Here is a 26,344-nt window from a genome sequence, read left to right on the forward strand (position 1 = left end):
ACCCCGTCGCGCTCCTGCCGCACGATGCAATCCGCGAGCAACCGATCCAGCGGTACGATGCGCGACACGGGCAAGCCGTGCCAACAACCATGGCGGCACGCCCTCGTAGATGCCGGGCTCGCCCGGCATGGGGCTATCCCATGAATCGCGTCGGGAGCGGGCGGGCGGCAGGAGCGTGCGGGGCAAGCCCCGCACCTACGGGGCGGACGCTCAATCCAGCGCCAGTACCGGCACGTCGTACCAGCGCGCCTGCGGGAAGCGCGCCTGCATCCACTGGCGGATATAACGGCGGCTTTCGGCGGCGATGACTTCGTCGCTGCCGTCGTCGCGGCTGTTCCAGGCGATGCCGTGCAGCGCGATGCCGCGCGCGGCGATGGCCTCCAGCGACAGCAGGGTGTGGTTGATGCTGCCCAGCCGCCCGGAGGTGACCAGGATGACCGGCCAGCCCTGCTGCGCCACGTAGTCGATGGTCAGCAGCTGCGCGGTCAACGGCACCATCAGCCCGCCGGCGCCTTCCACCAGCACCGTGCCGTAGCGCGCCCGCAGGCGTGCGGTGGCCCCGGCGATGGCGTCCAGGTCCAGCGCGCGGCCTTCCAGCCGCGCCGCCAGGTGCGGCGAGGCCGGGTAGGCGTACAGCGCCGGCATGGTGGTGCCGTCGCGGTCCTCGTCGAACAGGCCGCAGCCCATCAACCGCCGGTGCAGGAGGATGTCGTCCGACGCGCCGACGCAGCCGGTCTGCACCAGCTTCTGGGTGATCACCTCGCGACCCTGTTCGATCCACTGCCGCGCCAGCCAGCCGGTCGCCACGGTCTTGCCGATCTCGGTGTCGATGCCACCAACGAAAATCGCCTCGCCGTTCATGCGCGCATGTCCTCGGCCTGCAGCCCTTCCACCAGCGCGACCATGCCGTCGCACAGCTGCTGCAGTTGCCCGTCGTCGATCACATAGGGCGGCATCACGTACACCAGCCTGCCGAAGGGACGGATCCAGATGCCCCGCTCCAGCATGCGCTGCCGGATGCGTTCCAGCCGCAGCGGCGCGGTCAGCTCGATCACGCCGATGGCGCCAAGCACACGCACGTCGGCCACCGGCGGCAGCGCGCGCGCCGGCGCCAGCCGCTCGCGCAGGATGCGTTCGATCCGCCGCACGTTGCCCTGCCAGTCCTGCGCCAGCAGCAGCTGCGTGGAGGCCAGCGCCACCGCGCAGGCCAGCGGGTTGGCCATGAAGGTCGGCCCGTGCATGAACACCCCGGCCTCGCCGGAGGCGATCGTGTCGGCGATGTCGCGGCGGGTGATCGTCGCGGCCAGGGTCATGTAGCCGCCGGTCAGCGCCTTGCCGATGCACAGGATGTCCGGCGCGATGCCGGCGTGCTCGCAGGCGAACAGGCGGCCGCTGCGGCCGAAGCCGGTGGCGATCTCGTCGCAGATCAGCAGCACGTCGTGTTCGCGGCACAGCCGCGCCAGCTCGCGCAGGTACTGCGGGTGGTAGAAGCGCATGCCGCCGGCGCCCTGCACCACCGGCTCGATGATGAAGGCGGCCAGTTCGTCGCCATGCTCGGCGAACAGGCGCTCGACCGGGGCGATGTCGGCCGCATCCCATTGCCCGTCGAACGGCGTGGCCGGCGCCGGCACGAAACGGCGCGACGGCAGCGCGGCGCCGAACAGGCCATGCATGCCGGTGACCGGGTCGCACACCGACATCGCGTTCCAGGTATCGCCGTGGTAACCCGAGCGCGTGGTGGCGATGTCGTGGCGGCCGGGGCGGCCGCGCGCGGCCTGGTACTGGATCGCCATCTTCAGCGCCACTTCCACCGACACCGAACCGGAATCGGCGTAGAAGATCGCGTCCAGCGGCTGCGGCACCATCGCCAGCAGCTGCCTGCCCAGGGCGATGGCCGGTTCGTGGGTGAGCCCGCCGAACATCACGTGCGACATGCGCCCGAGCTGGTCGATGGCCGCCTGGTTCAACACCGGATGGTTGTAGCCGTGGATCGCGCACCACCACGAGGCCATGCCGTCGATCAACCGCGTGCCGTCGGCCAGTTCCAGCAGCACGCCGTCGGCGCGCGCCACCTTCAGCGCCGGAAGCGCATGGCCCAGCGCGCTGTAGGGATGCCAGAGGTGCTCCCTGTCGAATGGATCGGTCAGCATGTACGTGTGTCGTGCCAGCGGCGCGGCGGCGTGCGGGCGCGTACCTTACCGCTTCGCCCGCAGGCCCGCATCCTGGCCCGCGACGGGCGGCACGCCATCGCGCCGCCGCGGCTGGGTCTCGTGGAGGAACACCGTGTAGGTGTCGGCCGGGTGCGGCACCCGCGCCAGGTCCAGCGCGTGGCCGATGGCGCCGCGGTGGTAGGTGGCATGGTTGAGGACGTGGAACAGGATTTCCCGCCGCGTCATGCAGCCATCGCGGCCATCGGCGAAACGGAAGCGCAGCGCTTCGTCCCCGCGGGCAGGCGCCAGCCCGGCCAGATACGCGGCATACCACTGGTCCGACGCCACCAGCCGCACGGCCAGCGTCTCGAGCGCGGGGACCTCGGCGGTGTTGGTGGCCGCATGCGGCGGCGCCTCGCCCAGCAGGCGCGCGCGGAACAGCTCCTCCACGATCGCGATGTGGTTCAGCTGTTGCCGCGCGAACGCGACACTGGCCGGGAAGGCCTGCGCATCCACCGCGCGCACCGCGTCGAGCGTGCGCCCCATCGCCCAGCGCTTGTAGGCGAAGGCCTCGTCGAGCATGCCGTTCTCCGCGGCGGAAGGCGGCGGCATCACCGCGGCAGGCCCGCGATGCGGCCCGCCGCGGTGCGGGGAACAGGGAGCGGCGCGGGGATCACGCCTCGTCTTCTTCCTCGTCCTCTTCTTCCTCGTCTTCGTCGTCCTCCTCCTCGAACGCGTCCAGCTCCTGCACGCGCACGAAGTTGGGCAGCGCATCGGCGAAACCGATCTGCGCGCCGTCGGCGACCATCGCGCGCACCTCGCGCTTCATCGCGCTTTCCACCAGCGCGAAGCACACCACGCCCTGTGCGCTCTCCTCGCCGTCCTCGTCGAACACGGCAACCCAGCCGGCGGCGGGCATGATCTGGATGATGTTGTCTTGCATGGACGGCTCACCTGGAATGAGGGAGCCCAGAGCTTGCGCGAAGCCGATTGCCGGTGCAATCGCGGCGCGCCCGTTCATCTCACGCGCCGCGTTCGTGGTCCTCGCCGCCGCGCGCACCCAATGCCATGCCGGCGCCCATGCCGCCGCCCATCGCGCCCATGCCCCCGCCGCCACCGCCCTTGCCGCCCTTGGCGTCGCCCTCTTCCTTGCGCCCCTTGGCCGCGCCGCCGGCCGGGCGGGTCGGGCCCTGGCGCGGAATCGCCAGTCCGCGCGGGATCGGCGCCAGGTCCAGCGCCTGGCGGATGAAGTCGCGCAGCGACACCACCAGCGCATCGGTATGCACCGGACGCCCCTGCGCCAGTTCGGCGGCGGCATGCGCCGCCAGCCGCACCTGCTCGTCGGTGCCCAGCAGCAGGATGTCCGACAGCGCCGCCTCCACCGCGTCGCGGATGCGCCGGGAACGGTCCGAGGCCGTACCGGCGAGGAGGTCGGCCCCTTCCTGCCCGCGCAGGTCGCGCCGATGCTTCGGGTCCACGCCGAGGTCGCCGGTGAACGAGCCGCCCAGCGTCTTGTAGGCGGCGATCAGCGTGCGCAGGCGCTCGTTGATCTGCCGGTTCTCGCGCTCGCGCCGCTGCTGCAGCGTCTGCATCACCAGCAGGCGGATGCCCACGCCGACCAGGGTGATGACCATCAACCCCAGCAGCGTCGAGAGCACCGCCTGCCAGGAACTGAAATCAAGACCACGCATGCACGGGCTCCACGGGTTGCGGCGACGGCGTCAATCTGCGGCGCGCGCGTCCGGCTTGCAAGCCGCGCCGGCGTTGCCGGCCTTCGCCGAGGCGCGCTCGATCCTGGGCAGGCTCAGTTCGAACCAGTCCGCCAGCGCCGCCACGTGCGCGGCGACCTCGTGGCCCAGCTCGGTCAGGTCGTACTCGACCCGCGGCGGCATCACCGGATGGGCGGTGCGGCGGACGAAGCCGTCGGCCTCCAGCTGCTTCAGGGTCTGGGTCAGCATCTTCTCGCTGACGCCGTTGGTCTTGCGCCGCAGTTCGCTGTAGCGCTGGGTACCGTCGCGCAGCGCGATCAGGCACAGCACGCCCCACAGGCTGGTCACATGGGCGAATACATCGCGCGAACGGCAGTTGCCCTCGCCGGCGAAGTGATCGCCGCGGCGCACGCGCGCGGTCAACGTTTCCCTGTTCTCTTCCCGTATATCCATGGCACTTACCGGCAGGTGCGTACTTCACGCGGATCGTCGCGACCAATATTCTGCCGCGCGCCGTTGCGGTCAAGCCCGGTGCGGCGCGCGCCGGCAGGGCGCCCGTACCGGACACCTCCGATCACCGCGCGGCGGCATGCGAACCCTTGGAGACCCACCCATGACCATCCTCGTCACCGGCAGCACCGGCCACACCGGCCGCCAGACCGTGCGCCTGCTGGCCGCGCGGGGCGCCGACGTGCGCGCGCTCATCCGTTCGCCGGTGCGCGCCGGTTTTCCCGAAGGCGTCGTCGCGGTGCAGGGCGAACTGGCCGACATCGACGGCATGCGCGCCGCGCTGGCGGGCGTCTCGACCCTGTTCCTGCTGGCGCCCAACACCGGCGACGAACTGCACCTGACCCTGACCGCGCTGAACCTGGCGCGCGAGGCCGGCGTGCGCGGCATCGTCTACCTGTCGGTGTACCAGTGCGACCTGCATCCGGAGGTACCGCACTTCGCCTGCAAGCTCATCGCCGAGCGCATGATCCGCAAGCTCGACCTGCCGGCCACCATCCTCCGCCCCGCGTTCTTCATGCAGAACGACCTGCGGCAGAAGCCGATGCTCGACCACGGCCTCTACGGCCACCCGGTCGGTCACCGCGGCATGGCCTGCGTGGATACGCGCGACATCGCCGAGCTGGCGGCCAGCGAACTGCTGCGCCGCGAAGCCAACCCGGAACCGCTGCCGCTGGCCTGCCACGACGTGGTCGGTCCGCACAACCTGACCGCCGAAAGTATCACCGCCGCCTGGAGCGCCGCGCTCGGCCGCACCATCGCCTATGGCGGCGACGACCTGGACGCGTTCGAGGCACGGATGGCGCGCCACGTACCGGCCGGCTTCGCCTACGACCTGCGCCTGATGTTCCTCGGCTTCCAGGAACAGGGCTCGCCGGCCAGCGCGGCGGACGTCGCGGCGCTGACGCGCCTGCTCGGCCGCGCGCCGCGCACCTATGCCGACTTCGTTCGCGACGCCGTGCGTGGCTGGGAGGGCGGCCGCTGAACCCGGCCGCTACGGTACGGCGACGCGAGGACGCGCCACCGTCATTGCCCCATGCCGTCTTCCAGCTGCCGCTAGCCTGCGTGCCGCTGGCCGAAGGGCCGACCAGGTTGTCGGCCGCATTCGCAGCAACAGCCACCTGAGTATGGGGCGACAGGCGCACATCCATGCAGGCGAACTCGCCGAGAACACCGATCCATCGTCCGTGTTACGCAATGCGCCGCGGGCGTTTCCGATACAAATCCGCTGAGTGGCTGTCACAGAAAAATGTCCTGACGGATGCCGGCGACCGCACGGTCCGCGCCGCCTACAATCCCGGTCTGGTCCGAGACGGAATCTCCCCATGCGGAAAATGATCGTCGCCCTCGCCTGCCTGTGCGCCCTGTTCGCCGCAGGCGCGCAGGCCAGCCCGCCGGTGGAACACGTTGCAGGCGTCGCGCCGCTGGCAAGGGATGCCTTCGCATCGATCGATGCCGACCAGTTCGACGCCGACACCTTCACCGCCGCCGACGGCACGACACTGCCCTATCGCGTGCTGCGCCCCTCTCACCTGGAGGGAGGCGAAACGTACCCGCTGGTGGTCCAGTTCCACGGCTCGGGCGGCATCGGCACGGACAACGCCCGCCAACTCGACCGCCTCGCCCGGAGCTGGGCCACGCCTGAGGTGCGCGAGCGCTACCAGGCCTACATCCTGGTGCCGCAGTTCCCGGTCCGCAGCGCGAACTACGGTCCGGCGTCGCCCGACCAGAAGTCCGAGGCCTCGCCAGCGCTGGCCGCGGCCGTGGAACTGGTGCGGGCGTTCTCCGCGACGCACCCGGTCGATCCCGCGCGGATCTACGCCAGCGGATTCTCGATGGGCGGATCGGCCGCCTGGCTGGCGCCGACGCTGGCCCCGTCTTTGTTCGCCGCCATCGTGCCCATCTCCGGCATCGCGCCAGCGGACACACACGCCGCCACGTTCAAGGACCTCCCCGTCCTCGTCGTCCACGGCAACACGGACGACGAGAACCCGATCACCGCCGACAGGCGCTTCTTCGCCGCCATCCGGAACGCAGGCGGCCGCAGCATCCGCTTCCGGGAATACGAAGGTCTCGCCCATCAGCCGCCGGGCGACATCCATCCGGGCACGGGGTGGCGCGACTGGCTGTTCCAGCAAAAGCGGCTGTAGCCCCTTCAAAGTAGCGATACCTCGCAAGACAAGTCACAGGCTTGTCATGGCCAAGCATGATCCACGTCGGCACGGTTTTTGAACTGATCCAGTCCTCCTTCCTCTCCTTGGAAGGACTACGATCACACACGTCAGCACATGCCCGGATCAGTCTGGGAACGATCCTGCATGGCCCTCGCCTCGATCAACAGAGACTGATAGAGCTGCAACCGGATCCGCATTAGATTGGCGGTCGTCACGATGACGTACAGCAGCAACAGGAATACGCCCAAGGCCATCTGCCACCCCGGCATGGCGAGAAGATCCTTCCACTGACGTACGAAAAGAAATCCAGATACGAAGACCGGCAGCAAACCCAGTTTCTCCACGCCGCCAGCCAGAAGACCGATCTTCGCTGTCAGCTGCCCCAGGTGCAGACGTGCCACACGTTCGCTCTGCGCGAGCTCGGTTGCAGGCAGCTTGGCCAGCCAAGCCAGGATCGACGCGACATACGCGCGTTCGTGATCGAGTTGCTTTGCCTGCTCCAGGCGCCAATGCCAGAACTGCAGGCCCATCACCCCGCAGTTCCTGAGGAATCCGGGAAGCACGGCCACAGCCAGCGTGATCAATCCTCCCTTCGCCATGTAGACCATCCACTGCGCCGGCTCCAGCCACTTCGCAAGGAAATAGGGCATCAGGCCGAACAGTGCTCCAGCGGCCGCCACGCCGTTCATTGCTTTCAGCCAGCGAGGCGTAATGAACACACCTGCCGGTCCTTCCGGCACATCACGCAGTCGCTGATCCAACGCTACAAAAGACAGTATCGGCCTGTTCCCCACGCCCATTTCCCTATCCATCACCCTGTCCTGTTCTTTCAGTTACCAGCCCGGCGTGCACGTGTTCCGCAGGAACGGAAGTCTTCCAGACACCAAAAGAAAGGGCCAGACTCGTTCGAGCTCTGGCCCTGATCTCACTCGACGTATCCGCCCCTCAACCGCACTTGCTGTACCCGCAGTTCAGACACGTCTGGCAGCCATCCATGATCACCAGCGCCTTGGTGCTGCACTTGTGGCACATGGTGGCGCTGGGCGGGAAGCTGGTGCCTTCGCCGGTGACTTCGACGTCTTCCTCGCGCTTGGCGGGAGCGGCGGTCACGGCGTCAGTGTTTTTTTTTGAGCGCTCCTCGAACTGCTTGCGCTTCTCGGCGATCAGCGCGCGCTGGTGGGCGCTCATTTCCGGGTCGTGCAGCAGTCCGATGGACTTCATGTGGTCTTCGACGATGGAGCCCAGTTCGGCGACCAGCGAGGGCATGTACACGCCGCCGGCCTTGAAGTAGCCGCCCTTGGGGTCGAACACGGCCTTCATCTCGTCGACGATGAAGGTGACGTCGCCGCCCTTGCGGAACACGGCGGACATGATGCGGGTCAGCGCCACGATCCACTGGAAATGCTCCATCGACTTGGAGTTGATGAAGATCTCGAACGGGCGGCGCAGTTCGTGCTCGGTACCGGCGTTGAGCACGATGTCGTTGATGGTCACGTAGAAGGCGTGCTCCACCAGCGGCGACTTGATCTTGTAGGTGCTGCCGATCAGCACGTCGGGGCGTTCGATGCGCTCGTGCATGTGCACGATGTTGCTGTCCTGGGCATCGTCGCGCGCCTGTGCGACCGGAGCCTTGGCCGCCGCTTCCCGGGCCTTGTCGTCCGCGGTGATGACGGAATAACCCTTGATTTTCTTGTCGATCTTGACGGCCATGCTGCGGATCCTGGTTATGCGTTGTGGTGCGGGTTGCGGCGCCCCCGTCCGCTGTGGACGGGGGACGCGGGTACGGCTTACCGGCGGACGGCTTTCTTCGCCGCCTTCTTCACCGTGGCGGCTTTCTTCGCTACCGCCTTCTTCACGGTGGCGGCCTTCTTCGCCACCGCCTTCTTGGCCGGGGCGGCCTTGGCGGCCATCTTCTTCTCGACCTTCTTCACCGCCTTCTTGGCGGCGGCCGCCTTGCCGGCGACCTTCTTCTCGACTTTCCCGACCGCCTTCTTCGCTGCGGCGGTCTTCTTGCCGACGGTCCTGGCCACCTTCTTCTCGGCGGCCTTCACCGTCTTCTTCGCCGCGGCGACCTTCTTGACCGCCTTCTTCTCGACGGCGACGACGGCCTTCTTGGCGGCGGTGCGGGTGCCGGCGCCCTTCTTCTTCAGCCCGGCGGCCTCGGCCTTGGCATTGGCCTTGGCGGCTTCCAGCTTCCGGCGCACGCTCGAGACGGTCTTTCCGACTTCCTTCTTCGCGGCGGCGGCCTTCTTGGCGACGACCTTCTCGGCCTTCCTGACCGCCTTCTTCACCTTGGCGACCTGCTTCTTCGCGCCGGCCTCGACCTTGCGCGCGCGGCTCCTGACCGCGGCAGCGGCGTCGCTGGCGGTGGTGGCCATCGCCTCGCCCAGGTTGGCCGCGGTTTCCTTCACGTCATCGGCGACCTGGGAAACGGTCGCCGTCACACCATTGCCATTGCTCATATGGCCCTCCTTAAGGGCATCGGGTCCGTAACGTTGGCGCTGCTGGATCGAAAGCCGATGGAACAGGGAACAGGCGCGACAACCCGGTGGCGGCGCCACCGTCGCCGTCCCGCGCCGTGGCGGGACGGCCTGAAGGCGACCTCAGAACTTGCCGTAGTAGCCTTCCTTCAGGGCATCGAACAGGTTGGCGGCGGTGTGCATCTCGCCGTCGTATTCGATCTGCTCGTTGCCCTTGACCTCCACCACCTGGCCGTCTTCCAGTTCGAAGCGGTAGGTGGTGTTCTCCAGGTCCGCCTCCTTGACCAGCACGCCCTGGAAGGCGGCCGGGTTGAAGCGGAACGTGGTGCAGCCCTTCAGGCCCTGCTGGTGGGCGTAGCGGTAGATGTCCTTGAACTGCTCGTACGGATAGTCGGTCGGTACGTTGGCGGTCTTGGAGATCGAGCTGTCCACCCACTTCTGCGCGGCGGCCTGCACGTCCACGTGTTCCCTGGGGGAAATGTCGTCGGCGCTGATGAAGTAGTCCGGCAGCCGCGCCTGCGCGTCCTCGGCGAACGGCATGGCCTTGGCGTTGACCAGTTCGCGGTAGGCCAGCAGCTCGAAGGAGAACACGTCCACCTTCTCCTTGGTCTTCTTGCCTTCGCGGATCACGTTGCGGCTGTAGTGGTGCGCGAACGAGGGCTCGATGCCGTTGGAGGCGTTGTTGGCCAGCGACAGGCTGATGGTGCCGGTCGGCGCGATGGAGCTGTGGTGGGTGAAGCGCGCGCCGGTCTCGGCCAGTTCGTCCACCAGTTCCGGGGCGACCGTGGCGATGCGCTGCATGTAGCGGCTGTAGCGCGCGTGCAGCACCTTGCCCTGGATCTTCTGCCCGGCCTTCCAGCCGTCCTTGCGCATCTCCGGACGCTGGCGCAGCATCGCGGCGGTGACCTCGAAGGTCTCCTCCATGATCGGCGCCGGGCCCTTCTCGCGGGCCAGTTCCAGGCCGGTTTCCCAACCGGCCACGGCCATGTCGCGGGCGATGGACTCGGTGAACTCGCACGACTCCGGCGAGCCGTACTTCATGCCCAGCATGGTCATGGTGCTGCCCAGGCCGAGGAAGCCCATGCCGTGGCGGCGCTTGCGCACGATCTCGTTGCGCTGCTGCTCCAGCGGCAGGCCGTTGACCTCGACCACGTTGTCGAGCATGCGGGTGAACACGCGCACCACTTCCTTGTACTCGTCCCAGTCGAACGCGGCCTTGTCGGTGAACGGGTCGCGCACGAACTTGGTCAGGTTGACCGAGCCCAGCAGGCAGGCGCCGTACGGCGGCAGCGGCTGCTCGCCGCAGGGGTTGGTGGCGCGGATGTTCTCGCACCACCAGTTGTTGTTCATCTCGTTGACGCGGTCGATCAGGATGAAGCCCGGCTCGGCGTAGTCGTACGTCGAGACCATGATCATGTCCCACAGGTGGCGGGCGCGGATGTGGCCGTACACCTTGCAGGCCACCAGGCCGTCGTCGCGCACGATGTAGTTCTCGTGGGTCGGCCATTCGCGCCAGACCACTTCCTCGCCGCTGGCCGGGTCGAGCTCGGCCTGCTCCTTGATGTTGATCGGGAACACCAGCGGCCAGTCGGCGTCCTGGTCCACCGCCTCCATGAAGCCGTCGGTGATCAGCAGCGACAGGTTGAACTGGCGCAGGCGGCCGTCCTCGCGCTTGGCGCGGATGAAGTCCTTCACGTCCGGGTGCGACACGTCGAAGGTGCCCATCTGCGCGCCGCGGCGGCCACCGGCCGAGGACACGGTGAAGCACATCTTGTCGTAGATATCCATGAAGGACATCGGGCCGGAGGTGTAGGCGCCGGCGCCCGCGACGAACGCGCCGCGCGGGCGCAGCGTGCTGAACTCGTAGCCGATGCCGCAGCCGGCCTTCAGGGTCAGGCCCGCTTCGTGGACCTTCTCCAGGATGCCGTCCATCGAGTCGGTGATGGTGCCCGACACGGTGCAGTTGATGGTGCTGGTGGCCGGCTTGTGTTCCTGCGCGCCGGCATTGGAAGTGATGCGGCCGGCCGGGATCGCGCCGCGGCGCAGCGCCCAGACGAAGCGCTCGTACCAGTAGCCGCGCTTGTCGTCGCTGTCCTCGGCGTCGGCCAGGGCGCGGGCCACGCGCTGGTAGGTGCCGTCGATGTCGGCATCCAGCGCTTCGCCGGCCTTGGTCTTGAGGCGGTACTTCTTGTCCCAGATGTCCTGCGAGGCGGGCTGCAGGGGGATAAGGTCCGATCGGGTTGGGTTGCTGACCACTTCCAGACGCACCGTGCTCATGATGGTGGGAACTCTCCTTGTGCACCTTGCGGTGCGGTTTACCGTTTCCCCGGTCGGGCCGGGCTGCAACGACGACGATGCCGGCGCGTGGTCACGCGCCTGCGGGCGGGCGGGGATTGGTCCGGCGGGGGCCGGGGATCTGCATCGCTTCCGTCGTCATTGCACGCCTTCCTGCGGGGTGCCTGCACCCCGGGCCTCAACCCTACTTCTTGGGGACGCATTTCACATCAACCCAACATCTAGTGGCTGATGGCGACGCCAAGCTTACCCACCGCATGGGTGATGTCAAACGAAAAATATGCGCCCGGGACCTTGCAATCCGCGCAGGGCCCGGCAGCCCGGCGATTGCGGCGGCGCGGCGCATTTCATTGTCGATTTAGGTCGCTGCCGCCACACTCCCGTTCAGCAAACTCCCGCCCCACCGGACGCCGCGAGCGGCGTCCCCGCATGGAACCCCGGCAACGATGCGACCGCTCCCGACCCTGCTCACCCTCGCCCTGGCCGCCGCCTTCGGCGGTTTCACCGCCAGCGCCATCAATGCCCACCTGGACAACCGCGCCGAGGCCGCCACCGGCGCCCTGCTGCCCACCAGCGCCGCGCTGCCGGCCTCGGTCGCCGGCCAGCCGGTGCCGTCGCTGGCGCCGATGCTGGAACGGGTGATGCCGGCGGTGGTCAGCGTCAACACCAAGCAGGTGGTGCGGGTGCGCAACCCGTTCTTCGACGATCCGTTCTTCCGCCGCCTGTTCCCGCAGGTACCGGCCGAGCGCATCAACGAGTCGCTGGGCTCGGGCGTGATCATCGACGCGGCCAAGGGCTACGTGCTGACCAACCACCACGTGATCGAGAACGCCGACGACGTGCAGGTGACGCTGGCCGACGGGCGCACGGTCAAGGCCGAGTTCCTCGGCTCGGACCGCGATACCGACATCGCGCTGATCCGCATCCCCGGCGACAAGCTCACAGCGCTGCCGCTGGGTGACAGCGACCAGCTGCGCACCGGCGATTTCGTGGTGGCCATCGGCAATCCGTTCGGCTTCAGCCAGACCGTGACCTCGGGCATCGTCTCGGCGGTGGGCCGCAGCGGCATCCGCGGGCTGGGCTACCAGAACTTCATCCAGACCGACGCCTCGATCAACCCGGGCAACTCCGGCGGCGCGCTGGTCAACCTGGCCGGGCAGCTGGTGGGCATCAACACCGCCAGCTTCAACCCGCAGGGCAGCATGGCCGGCAACATCGGCCTGGGCTTGGCCATTCCCTCCAACCTCGCCCGCGACGTGGTCGAGCAGCTGATCACCAAGGGCGTGGTGGTGCGCGGCACGCTGGGCGTGGAAACGCAGAACCTGAACCCGCAGATCGCGCAGGGGCTGGGCCTGGGCGAGGCCCGCGGCGCGCTGGTCACCCGCGTGCTGGCCGGCTCGGCCGCGGCCGCGGCGGGGCTGCGCGCCGGCGACGTGGTCACCGCGATCAACGGCCAGCGGGTGGACAACGCGCAGGCGCTGCACAACTTCGAGGGCCTGCAGCCGGTGGGCCGTACCGTCGAGCTGGACGTGCGCCGCGACGGCAAGCCGCTGCAGCTCAAGGCCACGCTCAAGGAGCAGCCGCGCGCGGTGACCGGCGACGCCCTGGACCCGCGCCTGTCCGGCGCCACCTTCGTCGACCTGCCCGAATCGCTGCGCCAGTCCGGCCTCAACGGGGTGCTGGTCAGCGAGGTGGCGCGCGGCAGTCGCGCCGCGCAGTCCGGCCTGGCCGGCGGCGACATCGTGCTGGCGGCCAGCAGCGGCGAGTTCGTCGACCTGGCCAGCTGGCGCGCCAGCTTCAGCCCGCGGCCGCAGCAGCTGGTGCTGCGCATCGTCCGCGGAAACACGCCGGGCCAGCTGCTGATGCGGTGACGGCCGCGCGTCTCGTAACGTTCCTTACACCCCATCGTTGGTATTGCTTGCACCCTGCGCCCACCCGTGGCGTTTCCCGCCGAACCAAGGAGATGACGTAATGAGCCCCACCAATACCGACACCATGAAGGAACACCTGGGCGAAGCCGGCTCGCACCTGAAGACGGCCGCCCGCGCCGCCGGCTCGGCGGTCAAGGACGCGGCCAGCCTGGCCGGCGACGAGCTGCGCCTGGGCAAGGCCAACGTGAAGGCCGAACTGTCCGACAGCGCCCTGTCCGGCCTGGCCGCCGCCGAGCTTTCCGGCGCCGCGGCCAAGGAGCAGATGGATGCGTTGATGGACAAGGGCAAGGACCTGGTCGACAGCGCCGCCGACCTGATCCGCGAGCGCCCGCTGGCCTCGTTCGGCGTGGCCTTCGCCGCCGGCTGGATCATCGCCAAGCTCGCCCGCAGCAACGACTGACCCGGGCGTGAGCGAAAACACGCCACCGCCGGACGCGGGCGGACACGGCACGGACGGGGACGGCCACGCCGCGCCGGGCCTGGAGGAAAGCATCCGCCAGGTCGGCGGCGCCGGCCGGCGCACGCTGGATTCGGCCACGCACACGCTGCGCTCGCTGCGCCGCCTGGCGTCGGCCGATTTCGCCCTGGCCCGCAGCGCCTTCGGGCGCGCGCTGGCCTGGAGCGGGGTGGCCATCGTGTTCGGCGCCTCGGCGTGGCTGCTGCTGGCGGCCACGCTGATCGCGCTGCTGCATTCGCTCGGGCTGTCCTGGTTCATGTCGCTGCTGGTCACCTCGGTGGCGAGCCTGGCGGTCACCGGCTGTGCGATCTGGCGGGTCATGTATTTCTTCCACCACACCGGCATGCACGCCACGCGGCGGCAGCTGTCGCGGTTGGGCCTGTTCGACGAACCGGCCGAGGACGATCCCGACGCCGACGTGAAGATCCCGGGGGACGGCACGCCATGAATTTCGATTCCCTGCAGCGCCGCGTGCGCCGTGCCGAAGCCGTCGTGCAGGTACGCATGGACGAGACCGTTCAGCACTGGGATGGGCTGGAAGCGGCCTGGCGCCGCAGCTGGACGCCCGGCCGCATCGTCATCGCCGGTCTGGCGGGCGGTTTCGTCGCGGGCAAGCTGGAACCGGGCGGCGCCTTCAGCGGCGCACGCTGGCTGCAGATGATCGGTTCGGTCTCCGGGCTGGTGGCCTCGGCGCAGGCCTCGATCGCCAGCCTGCAGGAAGCGGGGCTGGCGGCTGCCGCCGCTGCGGCCGCCGGAGCGGCCACGGGGGAAGCCGCCGCGCACGCGGCCGACGATACGCCCGAGCCCGTGCCGGAACCGCCACCCGGTGCCCCGCCGCGCGCGGCCGAAGCGGCCACCGAACTGTCAGAATCCTGATCCGCGCGGCTGCTGGCCGCGCCCTTTCCGCACCGGAGTGCCGCCCGATGTCCGCACTGACGTCCGACACGCCCGCGCCCGTCGCCGAACCGGTCACGCCGGCGCCGCGCCCGCGCGCCTCCGCCGCCGTGCTGGTGCTGGCAACGCTGGCGGTGGGCTGCACGCTGTGGGCCGCGCAGGACGTGATCCTGCCGGTGCTGCTGGCGATGTTCTTCGCGCTGGTCGGCAACCCGATCATCCGCCTGCTGCAGAAACTGCGCCTGCCGCGCTTCCTCGCCGCGCTGCTGGTGCTGGCCATGGGCCTGGCCAGCGCCGGCGCGCTGGCGGTGCAGTTGGCCGGGCCGGCGGCCGACTGGTTCGCCGAGACGCCGCAGCAGCTGCGCCAGGTCTCGCGCCAGGTGCGCGATCTGGTACGGCCGGTGCAGCAGGCCAACCAGGCCGCCGAGAGCTTCGCCCGCGCCGCCGGTGGCGAGGACAACCGCAAGGTGGAAGTGATCCGTACCCGGCTCGACGATCCGTACCGGGTGCTGGTGCGCACGCCGCGGCTGGCCGCCTCGGCGCTGGCGGTGGTGCTGCTGACGCTGTTCTTCATGATCTATGGCGAGACCCTGCAGCGGCACGTGATCGCGCTGCTGCCCAACCGCCAGCAGAAACGCTTCACCACCGACATCCTGCGCGCGATGGAACGCGAGATCTCGCGCTACGTGCTGACCATCACCATCATCAACGCGTTGGTCGGGCTGGCGCTGGCCGGGGTGCTGGTGCTGCTGGGCATCGCCCTGCCCGAGGCGCTGCTGTGGGGCACGGTGGCGATGCTGCTGAACTTCGCGCCGTACGTGGGCCCGCTGATCGGCATCGCGCTGATGCTGCTGGTCGGCCTGACCCAGTTCCGCGGACCGCTGGCGGTGGCGCTGCCGGCGCTGGCCTACCTGGCGCTGCACACGCTCGAAGGGCAGCTGGTCACCCCGATCGTGCTGGGCCGGCGCATGGCGATCTCGCCGTTGATGCTGGTGCTGGCGCTGATGGTGTTCGGCTGGCTGTGGGGCATCGTCGGCCTGCTGCTGGCGGTGCCGCTGCTGGTCTGCGTGAAGCTGGTGCTGGTACGGCTGGACGGCATGCAGGGCTGGGCGCGGCTGCTGGAATAGGCAAGGCGCGGCCCGTCGCGCTGCCGTAAAATGGCCCGGTGAACTTTCCTGTCCTCGCCATCACCCTCGACCTGGACGACACGCTCTGGCCGTTCGCGCCCATCGGCGCCCGCATCGACCAGGTGCTGCACGACTGGATGGTCGTCCACAGCCCCGCCACCGCGGCGATGTACCCGGTGGAGGCCATGCGCGAACTGCGCGTGCGCTCCTTCGACGACAACCCGCACCTGCACCACGACCTGAGCGCGCTGCGCCGCCTCACCCTGGCCGAGGCGCTGGAGAAGAGCGGCGCCAGCATGGACCTGCTGGAACCGGCCTACGAGGCGTTCTACGCCGCGCGCAACCAGGTGGAGTTCTATCCCGACGCGCTGGACGCGCTGCGCCGCATCGCCGCGCGCGTGCCGGTGGCCGCGGTCAGCAACGGCAACGCCGACCTGCAGCGCATTGGCATCGGCGAATTGTTCGCCTTCCAGCTGGGTTCGCGTGAATTCGGCGCGGCCAAGCCGGACCCGGGCATCTTCCATGCCGCCTGCGCCCGCCTGGGCGTGGAGCACAGCCATGTCCTGCACGTCGGCGACCACGCCGAAATGGACGTGGCCGGCGCGATGCGCGCGGGCCTGCGCGGCTGCTGGATCAACCGCGAGTCCCAGGCGTGGACCCATGCCGGCCTGCAGCCGGACCTGCAGTTCGACACCCTCGCCGGGCTGGCCGACTGGCTGGACGCGCAGGACTGAAGTCCATGCCGCAACTGGGCCGCATCGAACAGTGGAACGACGGGAAGGGCTACGGTTTCGTGCGCCCGCTCCAATCCCAGGCCAGCGCCGGCGATACGGCGCGCGCCTTCGTCCACATCAAGGCGATCGCCAGGGCCGGCCGCCGCCCCGCCGAGGGCGACCTCGTCCGCTATGACAGCGAGCGCGATGCGCGCGGCCGCCTGAACGCGGTGAACGTGGCCTTCGTCAACGCCACGGCGATGCGCGCTTGCGCGCAACGCCGCACGGAAGCGAAGGCCGCCGCACGCGAACGCCGCGGCTCCGCCGCGCCGATCGATTACGTGCAGCGCTTCGTCCTGGCCTGCGCACTCATCGCGCTCGCCGCCGGCAGCGTGCTGGAGCTCTGGCCGCCGGCGGTGACGCTGGCCTATGCGGCAATGGGCGCGGTATCGTTTTTCGCCTATGCCATCGACAAGAAAGCCGCCGACACCGGCCAGTGGCGCACGCGCGAAAGCACCCTGCACGCCTTCGACCTGCTGTGCGGCTGGCCGGGCGGCCTGCTGGCCCAGCAGGCATTGCGCCACAAGACCCGCAAGGCGAGCTTCCAGGCCGGGTTCTGGATCACCGTGGCATTGAACTGCGCGGCCGTCTATTGGCTGCTTCCGCGGATCGCGCCCGCATCGTGACAGAACGCCGACGCCCATCGCGAGCCGACGGCCCCTACCCCCAGGAATGACCTCCATGTCCGCTTCACTGTCTCCCGCAGGCTTCACCTCCACCGACGCCGACGCCCGCCCGCTGTATGTGCTGGACAAGGCGAGCTTCGCCGCATGGCGGGACGCCCAGCCGGCCGCGACCCGCGCTTGGCTCGACAGCCAGCAGTTCGCCGCCGCGCCGGGCAGCATCGCCCTGCTGCCGGGCGATGAAGGACTGGCCGGCGCGGTGCTGGGCGTCGGCGACCGCGCCGATGCCTATGCCTACGCGCATGCGCCGTTCGCGCTGCCGGCCGGCAGCAGTTGGCGGCTGGCCAATGCGCTGGACGCGGCCGAGGTCGCCAACCTGCAGCTCGGCTGGGGCCTGGGCAGCTACCGCTTCGCCCGCTACCGCAAGCCGGCGCGGCCACCGGCGCAGCTGGCCGCCGCACCGTCGCCGGAAGTGCTGGACGTGCTCGCCGCCTGCCTGCGCGTGCGCGACTGGGTCAACACGCCGACCGAGGACATGGGCCCGCAGCAGCTGGAAGACGCCGCCCGCGAACTCGCAGACGCCCACGGCGGCGCGCTGGAAGTGATCGCTGGCGACGAACTGCTGGAACGCAACTTCCCCACCATCCACGCCGTCGGCCGCGCCTCGCACCGCGCGCCGCGGCTGATCGTGCTGCGCTGGGGCGACGAGGCCGCGCCGCACCTGGCACTGGTCGGCAAGGGCGTGTGCTTCGATACCGGCGGGCTGGACATCAAGCCGGCCGACGGCATGCGCAACATGAAGAAGGACATGGGCGGCGCCGCGCACGCGCTGGCGCTGGCCGGGCTGGTGATGGCGCGGCAGCTGCCGGTGCGGCTGACGTTGATCGTGCCGGCGGTGGAAAATTCCATCGGTCCCGATGCGTTCCGCCCGGGCGAGGTCATCACCACGCGCAAGGGCATCACCGTGGAGATCGACAACACCGACGCCGAAGGCCGCCTGATCCTGTGCGACGCGCTGGCCTACGCCAGCGAGCAGCAGCCGGACGCCATCGTCGATTTCGCCACCCTCACCGGCGCGGCGCGCATCGCGCTCGGCCCGGACCTGCCGGCGCTGTTCGCCAACGACGACACGCTCGCGCAGCAGTGGCTGGAGGCCGGCGAGCGCACCCGCGACCCGGTGTGGCGCATGCCGCTGTGGCGGCCCTACCTGCGTTACCTGCACAGCGGCATCGCCGACCTGGCCAACGCCGGCTCGCGCATGGCCGGCAGCGTCACCGCCGCGCTGTACCTGGAGCGTTTCGTCGAGGATGGCCAGAAGTGGGCGCACCTGGACGTCTACGCCTGGAACGACGGCGAGCGCCCGGGCCGCCCGGCCGGCGGCGAGGCGCTGGCGCTGCGCTCGGCCTGGGCGATGCTCCAGGCCCGCTACGGCGGCTGAGCCCGCATGGCCACCGACCGCGATTTCATCGACTACGTGGCCGAGCAGATCGCGCTCGGCCCGCGGCTCACGCACCGCAAGATGTTCGGCGAGTACGCGCTCTGCGTCGACGACAAGGTGGTGGCCTTCGCCTGCGACAACAGCCTGTTCGTCAAACCCTCCGCGGCGGCCGCCGAACTGGCGCCGCTGCTGCCGCAGCGTCCGCCCTACCCCGGTGCGAAGGACTACCCGGTGGCCGACGAATTGCTGGATGACTCCGACGCGCTGCGCCGGCTGATCCTGCGCACCGCCGAACTGATGCCGCCGCCGAAAGCACGCCGAAAGCCCTCCACCCGGTAGGAGCGCACTTCAGTGCGCGACGGGGCCATCGCATAAATCTTGGCGCAGGGACGCATCCGAGAATGTGATGGGAAGTCCCTATCGCGCACTGAAGTGCGCTCCTACGGAGTGCTGCCACGAGCTGCTGGATGATTCCAATGCGATGCATCAGTTGACCCACGCACCCCACCCCCCAAGTCTTCCGCCTGTGTAGGAGCGCACCTTGGTGCGCGATGGGGGCATCGCGTAAATCCAGGTGCAGGAGACGCATCCGAGAATGTGACGGGAAGTCCTTATCGCGCACTGAAGTGCGCTCCTACGGAGTGCTGTTACGAGCTGGATGATTCCAAAGCGATGCACCGGTTGACCCGCGCGCCCCACCCCCCAAGCCTTCCGCCTGTGTAGGAGCGCACCTTGGTGCGCGATGGGGCCATCGAGTAAATCCAGGTGCAGGAACCGCATCCGAGGATGGGATGGGAGGTCCCTATCGCGCACTGAAGTGCGCTCCTACGGGGAGGTTCTACAGCCAGATGGCGTTCCAGTAGGGGTAGTCGCCAATCCTACGGACCAGCCCTGCCCGCAGCGGGTTGGCGATGATGTAGCGTGCGGCCGCGAGGACATCTTCGTCCCGGCGCAGAGCATGGTCGTGATAGGCGCGGCTCCATACCAGCTCGCATCCTCCCTCTTCGCGATGGATGTTGTGGGTGCTGGATGCCTTGAGCACATGGATTATTCCCGGCAACGAACGTCGGTGCCCGAGCTGCAACAGCCAGTGAGCGTGATCCGGCATCAGCACCCAGGCCAGCATCCTTGCATCACCCAGCAACGTCGTATTCTCGAAGCAGCGGCACGCCGCGCATGCGGCGTCGTGATCCGCGAATCGCGGTGCCCGCGACCGTGTGGTCGTGGTGACGTGGTAAACGTGCCCCGGCAGGCTGGCACGTCCCCTGCGAAGCGTACGGTGTCCCGGTTGCGGCAACCGCCTCGTCCTGTCCATGCGCACATGGTGAAGTGGCCTGTTGGCCACTTCCCTCCGGGGTTGCCGCTTTCATGCGTCAGGTTTCGTCGCGCAGGAGCGGACCTTGATAGGTGACGGGGCTTTTCCGGCATTGCTGCATCGCGCACTGAAGTGCGCTCCTACAGGGCGCGCTACAGCCAGCCCTTCTGCCGCGCCAGCCGGTGCGCCTCGATGCGGTTGGCGACGCCGAGCTTGCCGATGCAGTCGGACAGGTAGTTGCGCACGGTGCCGTGCGAGAGGCCCAGCTGTTCGGCGATCTCATTGGCCGAGCGGCCTTCGCCGGCCAGGCGCAGCACCTGGCGCTCGCGGTCGTTGAGCGGATCGGCCTCGGACCAGGCCTCCACCGCCAGCTGCGGGTCGATGGCGCGGCCGCCGCGCTGCACCTGGCGCAGGGCCTGCGCCAGTTTTTCCGCCGGCGCGTCCTTGAGCAGGTAGCCCTGCACGCCGGCATCCAGCGCGCGGCGCAGGAAGCCGGTGCGGGCGAAGGTGGTGACGATCACCACCTTGGCCGCCAGCCCGTGGCGCTGCACGCGCTGGGCCAGTTCCAGCCCGGTCAGGCCGGGCATCTCGATGTCGGTGACCAGCACGTCCGGGGCGAGCCGCTGCAGTTCGCGCCACGCGCTCTCGCCGTCGGCGGCGGTGCCGACCACCTCGATGTCGCTTTCCAGGTTCAGCAGCGCCGACAGCGCGCCGCGCACCATCGCCTGGTCCTCGGCGAGCAGGATGCGGATCATGCACGCGCCTCCATGACCGGCAGCCCGGGGCCATCCGGCATGGCGGCGGCCATGGTCGCCTCGCCATCTCCCAGCGGCACCGTCACCGTCAGCCGGGTGCCGCCGCCGCGCGGTGATTCGATGCGCAGGGTACCGCCCAGCGCCGCCACCCGTTCGCGCATGCCGGCCAGGCCGTTGCCGTTGGCGGACACGCCGCCGCGGCCGTCGTCGGCCACCTCCAGCACCATCGCCCCGGCCTCCGCACGCAGGGCGATCATCGCTTCGCCGGCCTGCGCGTGGCGGGCGATGTTGGTGACCGCCTCGCGCAGCACCATCGCCAGTCCGCATTCGATCCAGCCGGGCATCGGCGGCGGCGGCGGCGAATGCCGCAGGTGCACGCGCGAGGACTCCAGCAGCAAGTGCGCCGAGGCCAGTTCGGCGGCCATGTCGGCGGCGCGGAAGCCGGTGACGGCGCTGCGCACCTGCGCCAGCGCGTCGCGCGCGATCTGCTCGGCCTCGGCCAGCTCGCGCTGCGCGCGCGCCGGGTCGCGTTCGAACAGCTTGCGCGACAGCTCCATTTTCAGCGTGATCAGCGACAGCGTGTGCCCGAGCAGATCGTGCAGGTCGCGGCCGATGCGCTCGCGCTCGGCGGTAGCGGCCAGCCGCCGCACTTCCTCGTGCGACAGCCGCAGCGCGGCGTCCTTCTCGCTGCTGGCGCGCTCGACGTTGACGATCAGGCCGATGATCACCGTCAGCGCTGGAATCCAGGCCACGACCTGCCACGGATAGCCGATCCACCACGCCAGCGAGACGAAGCCGGCGTTGAGCAGCGCCAGTTCCAGCAGGTAGCGGGGCACGCCGATGCAGCGGTTGGTGCGCAGCATCACGCAGCCGAACACGAAGTAGTTCATGCCCGAGGGATAGCTGCGCAGCAGCGCCATCGACAGCACGATCATCGCCAGCGCGAAGACCGGCGCATTGCGCCGCGACGCCACCAGGTTCATCACGTACAACAGGAGGAACAGCGGGTACGACCACAGCGTGATCAGCACCCAGCGCAGGGTGAAACCGCCGCCGAACAGCGGGGTGATGAACACCCACACCGTCCACAGCAGGTGCACGGCGTCGATCCACGGCCACTTGCCGAGCTTGAGGTTGTCGGCCACCAATGAATCGGCGGCGGGCTTCAGCCAGGCGGGGAGGTGGCGGTGGTTCACGGGGCGGTTCCTGTCGCGCAGGCGTCGATGATGCCATCAGCCATGCCGGCGCAGGCGGCGCACGGCGATGGCCAGGACGACCAGGGTGAACACGGCCAGCCACAGCAGGTGCGGCCAGGCGCTGCCGGTATCGAAACCGACCGCCGACTGCGCCAGCGCGTTGAGGTGGTAGCTGGGCCACAGCGGCGCCTGCGCGCGCACCAGCGGCGGCAGCATCTGCAGCGGGAACCACAGCCCGGACAGGAACGCCATCGGTAGGTACAGCAGGTTGACCATGGCCGGCGCGCCCTGGCCCTTGACCAGCGTGCCCAGCAGCAGGCCCAGCGCGCAGAACGGCACCGCGCCGGCGATGCAGACCAGCGCCAGCCGCAGCATCTGCGGCGCCTGCAGCTGCACGTGCGCCAGGGTCAGGCCCAGCGTCTGCAGCAGGGCGGTGATCAACGCCGCCACCAGCATCGCCATCGCCATCTTGCCGATCAGGTAGGCAGCCGGCGGCATCGGCAGCGCGCGCTTGAGGGTGAGCAGGCCATTGTCGCGTTCCAGCGCCAGCGACATGCCGAAACCGAACAGGCCCGGCGCCATCACCCCGAAGGTGGAATAGGACGCCAGCAGGAAGCGCGGTGCCTCCGGCGTGCTGTGCCCGGCCAACACCACGCCGAACATCAGGAAGAAAACGGCCGGGAACAGCAGCGTCGGCAACAGGAACGACGGGCTGCGCAGGTAGCGCAGGCATTCGGCGCGCGTCTCCTGCAGGTAGGCGGCGAACACGCGGCCGGGAGGCATCGATGCCGGCGCGGCGGGGAAGGAGGAAGGCAGGGTGTCCATCAGGCGGCCTCGTGCAGGTCGGAGGGAGTGAGGCTGTCGTCGCGGGTCAGGTCGCCGAACGCCTCGTCCAGCCCGGCGGCCTGCACTTCCAGGCCCGACAGCACCGGATCGGCGTCGAGCAGGCGCCGCACCACCGCTTCGGCCTGGTCGCTGGAGATGTCCAGGCGCGCGCCTTCGCGCTGCGCCAGGCGCACGCCCGGCCAGGCCGCCACCGCATCGGCGTCCAGCGCGGAGACGCAGCGGATGCGGCGCGTTTCCACCCGCGCGCGCAGCGCATCGACGCTGCCGTCGCTGACGATGCGCCCGCGCACCAGCACGCAGACGCGGTCGGCCAGGTGCCCGGCCTCCTCCAGGTAGTGCGTGGTCAGCACCACCGCCACGCCCTCGCCGGCCAGCGTGCGCACGGCGGCCCACAGCCGCTGCCGCGCCGGCAGGTCGAGGCCGACGGTGGGTTCGTCCAGGAACAGCAGCCGCGGCCGCCCGCACACGGCGATGGCGAACTGCACGCGCCGCTGCTGGCCGCCGGACAGCTTGCCGTAGGGCCGGCCCAGCAGGTCCTCGACCCCGGCCAGCGCCGCGCTTTCGGCCAGCGGGCGCGGCGCCGGGTAGTAGCTGGCGGTCAGCCGCAGCAGTTCGCCGACCTTCAGCGTCGGCGGCAGCGCCGCGTCCTGCAGCATCACGCCGATGCCGCGGCGGGCGGCCACCTGCTGCGGGTCCTGGCCGAACAGGCGCACCTGGCCGGCGTCGGCGCGCAGCAGGCCCAGCAGCAGGGCGATGGTGGTGGTCTTGCCGGCGCCGTTCGGGCCGAGCAGCGCCAGCACCTGCCCGGCATTCAGGTCCAGGTCCACACCGTCCAGCGCCTGCAGCGCGCCATAGCGCTTGCGCACGCCGCGCAGGCTGGCTACTACCTCGTTCATCCGCATCACCTGTCGTCCGGGAAACGGCGCCAAGGTAGGCCCGCACGGCCCTTGGCGGCAGTGCATGCGGTCAGGCAAAGCGGGTGACACCCGTCACCTGCATGGCGATGGGCTGCCGCCTAGAATCCGTCCCCGTCGGCCGTCACGCCGTGTCAGACGACAACAGGATGGTTCCATGACCGCTGCAATGGCCTGCCTGCATTTCCTGCTTGCCTTCATGCTTGTTGCCTGCCTCGCGGTTGAACTCGCGCTTCTCAAGGCGCCGTCCGGGCGCGTTCCATTCCCGGCCCTGGCGAAAATCGACGCCGTTTACGGGCTGAGCGCCGGGCTGCTGGTCGCGGTCGGCCTGTACCGGGCCATCAACTTCGAAAAGGGCTGGGCCTACTACTCGCACTCCCTGCCATTCCTCATCAAGCTGGGACTTTTCGCGGTAATCGCGATCGCATCCATCTACCCGACGATCCACTTCTTTCGTGCCAGGCACGGCGACAGGCTCGTTGACCGCACGACCATTGATCGCATCCGCAGGATCGTTCACATTGAGCTGGTGCTGGTGGCGGCAATGATCGTTTGTGCTTCCCTTGCCGCAAAGGGCATCGGCTTTGTCACCTGAGATTTCATCCCGGCCGACGCCGCTCCGTGGCAGGGCTCGATCCAGGCGATGCATGGATTGGGTTACCTTCCGTCACATCTTTCCGCCACCTCCGTCCTGTTGCCGATGAACAACTCCGCAGAACTGCTCAAGGAATTGCGTATAGACCGCTCGGCGCCGGCCGCGCCCGGCCCGTCCTCGCCGCGCCGCTGGCTGTGGTGGGTGCTGGGCCTGCTGCTGGCGCTGGTGCTGGCGATCGCGGCCGGCATCTTCTTCAGCCGCGGCAAGCCGGTGGTGGTGGAGACCGCGCCGGTGGTCGCCATCGGCCAGGACAGCGCCAGCGCTTCGGTGCTCGACGCCAGCGGCTACGTTGTGGCGCGGCGCATGGCCACGGTCTCGGCCAAGATCACCGGCAAGGTGCGCGAGGTGATGATCGAGGAAGGCATGCGCGTGGAGGAAGGCCAGGTCATGGCCACGCTCGACCCGATCGACGCCAACGCCCAGCGCGCGCTCAACGCCGCCCAGCTCGCTGCCGCGCGCAGCCAGGTCGATGGCCTGCAGGCGCAGCTGCGCCAGGCCGAGGCCGATGCGCAGCGCCTGCAGCAGCTGGTCGGCCGGCAGCTGGTGTCGCGTTCGCAGTACGACCAGTCCGTCGCCCAGCGCGACAGCCTGCGCGCGCAGATGGCCACCGCGCGCCACAACGCCACCGTCGCGCAGGATGCATTGGCCATCGCCGACCTGGGCGTGGACAACAACGTGGTGCGCGCGCCGTTTGCCGGCGTGGTCACCGCCAAGGCGGCGCAGCCGGGCGAGATCGTCTCGCCGCTGTCGGCCGGCGGCGGCTTCACCCGCACCGGCATCGGCACCATCGTGGACATGGATTCGCTGGAGATCGAGGTCGAGGTCGGCGAGGCCTACATCGGCCGCGTGCAGCCGAAGATGCCGGTGGAAGCGGTGCTCAACGCCTACCCGGACTGGAAGATCCCGGCCGAGGTGATCGCCATCATTCCCACCGCCGACCGCGGCAAGGCCACGGTGAAGGTGCGCGTGGCGCTGAAGGTGAAAGACCCGCGCATCGTGCCGGAGATGGGCGTGCGCGTGAGCTTCCTGGAAAAGCCGGCCGCGGCCGGGCAGAAGCAGCCCGAAGGCGTGCGCGTGCCGGCCGCGGCGATCGTGCAGCGCGGCCAGGATGCGGTGGCGTTCGTGGTCGGCGGCGACGACACGGTGCAGGCGCAGGTATTGAAGACCGGAATGGAAATGGGCAAGGACCGGCAGGTGCTGTCGGGCCTGTCGGCGGGACAGACGGTGGTGGTGGACCCGCCGCCGGCGTTGAAGGATGGCGACAAGGTGGCGCTGGCCGGCGACGCGGCGCAGTGAGCCGCATCCACCCGGCCGCGTGACGGTTGGCGCCCTATGGCGAACCACAAAAAACGTTCTTCCCTTCTCCCTCGGGATGAAGGTGCCCCAAAGGGGCGATGAGGGTTACAGACGAAGCGCCTGCCATGTTCAGTCAGAGGGCTTCGCCCGACCTTCACTCCGCCCCGCTCCGCGCCCCGGTCCACGCTAGCTGTGTGGGCGCTCCAAGGTACGCGCGCCGGTAGTGTGCAGGCCGTGCCTTCTCGTCTCGGAGAAGGACTTCAGAAACCGGATCGCCGCACTACTCGATTTTTCTGTTGCTGTTGCTGTTGCTGTTGCTGTTGCTGTTGCCCGTGATTTTGCTCCCGCTTTTGATTTCCGGTTCCCTTCCGCAGCGACGGAGCCGACGGACAAGACCCAGCTAGGGGCGACGTGCATGGATGCACGTCGTTTTTCGACACGACAGGGATGTCGTGTCGAAAAATCCCGGCGGCGGAGTGGACCCGGAGTGCCGTAGGCACGGAGGGCGCGGAGGCAGGGCGTGCTTTCTTTGGGCCACCTTTCTTTGCACGAGCAAAGAAAGGTGGCTCGCTCCTGCGAAGCAGGAGTGAAAGCCTTGCTTTCAAGCTCCCGCTTGGGTTTTTGTTTCTTTCCAGAGCAAAGACCCAAGCAGCGGCTGAAGCAGGATCAAGGGCTTTCGCTCCCCTTCGGGGCGCGAGTTACTCCTCTTTGCTCGTGCAAAGAGAAGTAACCAAGAGAAGCACTTTTCCAACAGCCGAATGGCTGGTCAACACGGGCCGGGCCGCGATCCATCGGGCTGCGCCTACCGG

The 26,344-nt window shown here is 69.1% G+C and carries 28 protein-coding genes; 13 read left to right on the forward strand and 15 right to left on the reverse strand.

The genetic code is table 11. The annotated features are described in order from the left end of the window. Positions 1–210 precede the first annotated feature (210 nt). From bioD to CQ393_RS00875, 6 genes are all read right to left on the reverse strand, one after another. The gene (gene bioD / locus CQ393_RS00850) at positions 211–861 is read right to left on the reverse strand and encodes a dethiobiotin synthase (RefSeq protein ID WP_153189723.1); all 651 of its coding nucleotides are present in this window, start codon (positions 859–861) and stop codon (positions 211–213) included. Continuing rightward, positions 858–2,150 carry an adenosylmethionine--8-amino-7-oxononanoate transaminase gene (bioA, locus tag CQ393_RS00855; RefSeq protein ID WP_194269539.1) on the reverse strand — a complete coding sequence of 431 codons (1,293 nt, stop codon included), beginning with the start codon at positions 2,148–2,150 and terminating at the stop codon, positions 858–860. The genes bioD and bioA overlap by 4 nt, the downstream gene beginning before the upstream one ends. A 45-nt stretch (positions 2,151–2,195) precedes the next feature. Continuing rightward, positions 2,196–2,732, reverse strand: a complete 537-nt coding sequence (locus tag CQ393_RS00860; RefSeq protein ID WP_153189724.1) for a DinB family protein — start codon at positions 2,730–2,732, stop codon at positions 2,196–2,198. A 91-nt stretch (positions 2,733–2,823) separates the two neighbouring features. After that, a complete protein-coding gene (locus tag CQ393_RS00865; protein ID WP_153189725.1) occupies positions 2,824–3,093 on the reverse strand; it encodes a hypothetical protein in 270 nt (89 codons plus the stop codon). Between the two features lie 79 nt (positions 3,094–3,172). Then, positions 3,173–3,841 (reverse strand): hypothetical protein, encoded by a 669-nt coding sequence (locus CQ393_RS00870; RefSeq protein ID WP_153189726.1) that lies wholly within the window; start codon positions 3,839–3,841, stop codon positions 3,173–3,175. A gap of 30 nt (positions 3,842–3,871) precedes the next feature. Further along, positions 3,872–4,312, reverse strand: coding sequence for a helix-turn-helix domain-containing protein (locus CQ393_RS00875; RefSeq protein WP_153189727.1), 441 nt, complete (start codon positions 4,310–4,312; stop codon positions 3,872–3,874). A 160-nt stretch (positions 4,313–4,472) separates the two neighbouring features. Between CQ393_RS00875 and CQ393_RS00880 the strand changes: the two genes are divergently transcribed. Both CQ393_RS00880 and CQ393_RS00885 read left to right on the forward strand, forming a co-directional pair. Then, entirely contained in the window at positions 4,473–5,351 is an 879-nt protein-coding gene (locus CQ393_RS00880) for an NmrA family NAD(P)-binding protein (RefSeq protein ID WP_153189728.1), read from the forward strand. Between the two features lie 340 nt (positions 5,352–5,691). After that, complete coding sequence (locus CQ393_RS00885) at positions 5,692–6,516, forward strand: PHB depolymerase family esterase (protein ID WP_153189729.1); 825 nt, start codon at positions 5,692–5,694, stop codon at positions 6,514–6,516. A gap of 131 nt (positions 6,517–6,647) precedes the next feature. Here the strand turns inward: CQ393_RS00885 and CQ393_RS00890 are convergent, their stop codons facing one another. From CQ393_RS00890 to CQ393_RS00905, 4 genes are all read right to left on the reverse strand, one after another. After that, positions 6,648–7,340 (reverse strand): hypothetical protein, encoded by a 693-nt coding sequence (locus tag CQ393_RS00890; protein ID WP_153189730.1) that lies wholly within the window; start codon positions 7,338–7,340, stop codon positions 6,648–6,650. Between the two features lie 145 nt (positions 7,341–7,485). After that, positions 7,486–8,250 carry an NrdJb gene (locus tag CQ393_RS00895; protein WP_153189731.1) on the reverse strand — a complete coding sequence of 255 codons (765 nt, stop codon included), beginning with the start codon at positions 8,248–8,250 and terminating at the stop codon, positions 7,486–7,488. 77 nt (positions 8,251–8,327) lie between these two features. Then, positions 8,328–9,002: a hypothetical protein gene (locus CQ393_RS00900; RefSeq protein WP_153189732.1), complete on the reverse strand. Its 675-nt coding sequence runs from the start codon at positions 9,000–9,002 to the stop codon at positions 8,328–8,330. Between the two features lie 141 nt (positions 9,003–9,143). Continuing rightward, a complete protein-coding gene (locus CQ393_RS00905) occupies positions 9,144–11,297 on the reverse strand; it encodes an adenosylcobalamin-dependent ribonucleoside-diphosphate reductase (RefSeq protein WP_153189733.1) in 2,154 nt (717 codons plus the stop codon). A 464-nt stretch (positions 11,298–11,761) separates the two neighbouring features. Here CQ393_RS00905 and CQ393_RS00910 point away from each other — a divergent pair, with 464 nt between their 5' ends. From CQ393_RS00910 to CQ393_RS00950, 9 genes are all read left to right on the forward strand, one after another. Beyond that, positions 11,762–13,186, forward strand: coding sequence for a Do family serine endopeptidase (locus CQ393_RS00910; RefSeq protein WP_153189734.1), 1,425 nt, complete (start codon positions 11,762–11,764; stop codon positions 13,184–13,186). Between the two features lie 100 nt (positions 13,187–13,286). Next, on the forward strand, positions 13,287–13,646 hold the full coding sequence (locus tag CQ393_RS00915) for a hypothetical protein (RefSeq protein WP_153189735.1): 360 nt from the start codon (positions 13,287–13,289) through the stop codon (positions 13,644–13,646). Positions 13,647–13,725: 79 nt separating this feature from the next. Next, positions 13,726–14,151 carry a phage holin family protein gene (locus CQ393_RS00920; protein WP_153189834.1) on the forward strand — a complete coding sequence of 142 codons (426 nt, stop codon included), beginning with the start codon at positions 13,726–13,728 and terminating at the stop codon, positions 14,149–14,151. Beyond that, complete coding sequence (locus tag CQ393_RS00925) at positions 14,148–14,579, forward strand: protein sip-5 (RefSeq protein WP_153189736.1); 432 nt, start codon at positions 14,148–14,150, stop codon at positions 14,577–14,579. Before CQ393_RS00920 ends, CQ393_RS00925 begins: the two co-directional genes overlap by 4 nt. Before the next feature lie 47 nt (positions 14,580–14,626). Next, on the forward strand, positions 14,627–15,724 hold the full coding sequence (locus CQ393_RS00930; RefSeq protein WP_153189737.1) for an AI-2E family transporter: 1,098 nt from the start codon (positions 14,627–14,629) through the stop codon (positions 15,722–15,724). 38 nt (positions 15,725–15,762) lie between these two features. After that, entirely contained in the window at positions 15,763–16,458 is a 696-nt protein-coding gene (locus CQ393_RS00935; RefSeq protein ID WP_343199435.1) for an HAD-IA family hydrolase, read from the forward strand. Between the two features lie 5 nt (positions 16,459–16,463). Further along, a complete protein-coding gene (locus tag CQ393_RS00940) occupies positions 16,464–17,123 on the forward strand; it encodes a DUF1294 domain-containing protein (protein ID WP_153189738.1) in 660 nt (219 codons plus the stop codon). A 55-nt stretch (positions 17,124–17,178) separates the two neighbouring features. Continuing rightward, entirely contained in the window at positions 17,179–18,558 is a 1,380-nt protein-coding gene (locus CQ393_RS00945; RefSeq protein WP_153189739.1) for a leucyl aminopeptidase family protein, read from the forward strand. A 6-nt stretch (positions 18,559–18,564) separates the two neighbouring features. After that, positions 18,565–18,897, forward strand: a complete 333-nt coding sequence (locus CQ393_RS00950; RefSeq protein WP_153189740.1) for a TfoX/Sxy family protein — start codon at positions 18,565–18,567, stop codon at positions 18,895–18,897. Between the two features lie 499 nt (positions 18,898–19,396). On the opposite strand, the gene CQ393_RS00955 is transcribed toward CQ393_RS00950, so the two are convergent. From CQ393_RS00955 to CQ393_RS00975, 5 genes are all read right to left on the reverse strand, one after another. Beyond that, complete coding sequence (locus CQ393_RS00955; RefSeq protein WP_153189741.1) at positions 19,397–19,873, reverse strand: transposase; 477 nt, start codon at positions 19,871–19,873, stop codon at positions 19,397–19,399. Positions 19,874–20,025: 152 nt separating this feature from the next. Next, on the reverse strand, positions 20,026–20,628 hold the full coding sequence (locus tag CQ393_RS00960) for a response regulator transcription factor (RefSeq protein ID WP_153189742.1): 603 nt from the start codon (positions 20,626–20,628) through the stop codon (positions 20,026–20,028). Further along, positions 20,625–21,824, reverse strand: coding sequence for a sensor histidine kinase (locus CQ393_RS00965; RefSeq protein ID WP_343199436.1), 1,200 nt, complete (start codon positions 21,822–21,824; stop codon positions 20,625–20,627). The genes CQ393_RS00960 and CQ393_RS00965 overlap by 4 nt, the downstream gene beginning before the upstream one ends. 36 nt (positions 21,825–21,860) lie before the next feature. Continuing rightward, entirely contained in the window at positions 21,861–22,649 is a 789-nt protein-coding gene (locus CQ393_RS00970; protein WP_153189743.1) for an ABC transporter permease, read from the reverse strand. After that, on the reverse strand, positions 22,649–23,566 hold the full coding sequence (locus CQ393_RS00975) for an ABC transporter ATP-binding protein (protein ID WP_153189744.1): 918 nt from the start codon (positions 23,564–23,566) through the stop codon (positions 22,649–22,651). Before CQ393_RS00975 ends, CQ393_RS00970 begins: the two co-directional genes overlap by 1 nt. Before the next feature lie 175 nt (positions 23,567–23,741). Here CQ393_RS00975 and CQ393_RS00980 point away from each other — a divergent pair, with 175 nt between their 5' ends. Both CQ393_RS00980 and CQ393_RS00985 read left to right on the forward strand, forming a co-directional pair. Beyond that, positions 23,742–24,179: a DUF2214 family protein gene (locus tag CQ393_RS00980; RefSeq protein WP_194269541.1), complete on the forward strand. Its 438-nt coding sequence runs from the start codon at positions 23,742–23,744 to the stop codon at positions 24,177–24,179. A gap of 105 nt (positions 24,180–24,284) precedes the next feature. Next, positions 24,285–25,535, forward strand: coding sequence for an efflux RND transporter periplasmic adaptor subunit (locus CQ393_RS00985; RefSeq protein WP_153189746.1), 1,251 nt, complete (start codon positions 24,285–24,287; stop codon positions 25,533–25,535). Positions 25,536–26,344 lie beyond the last annotated feature (809 nt).

Source organism: Stenotrophomonas sp. MYb238 (assembly GCF_009496535.1).
In the GTDB taxonomy this organism is placed as follows: domain Bacteria; phylum Pseudomonadota; class Gammaproteobacteria; order Xanthomonadales; family Xanthomonadaceae; genus Stenotrophomonas.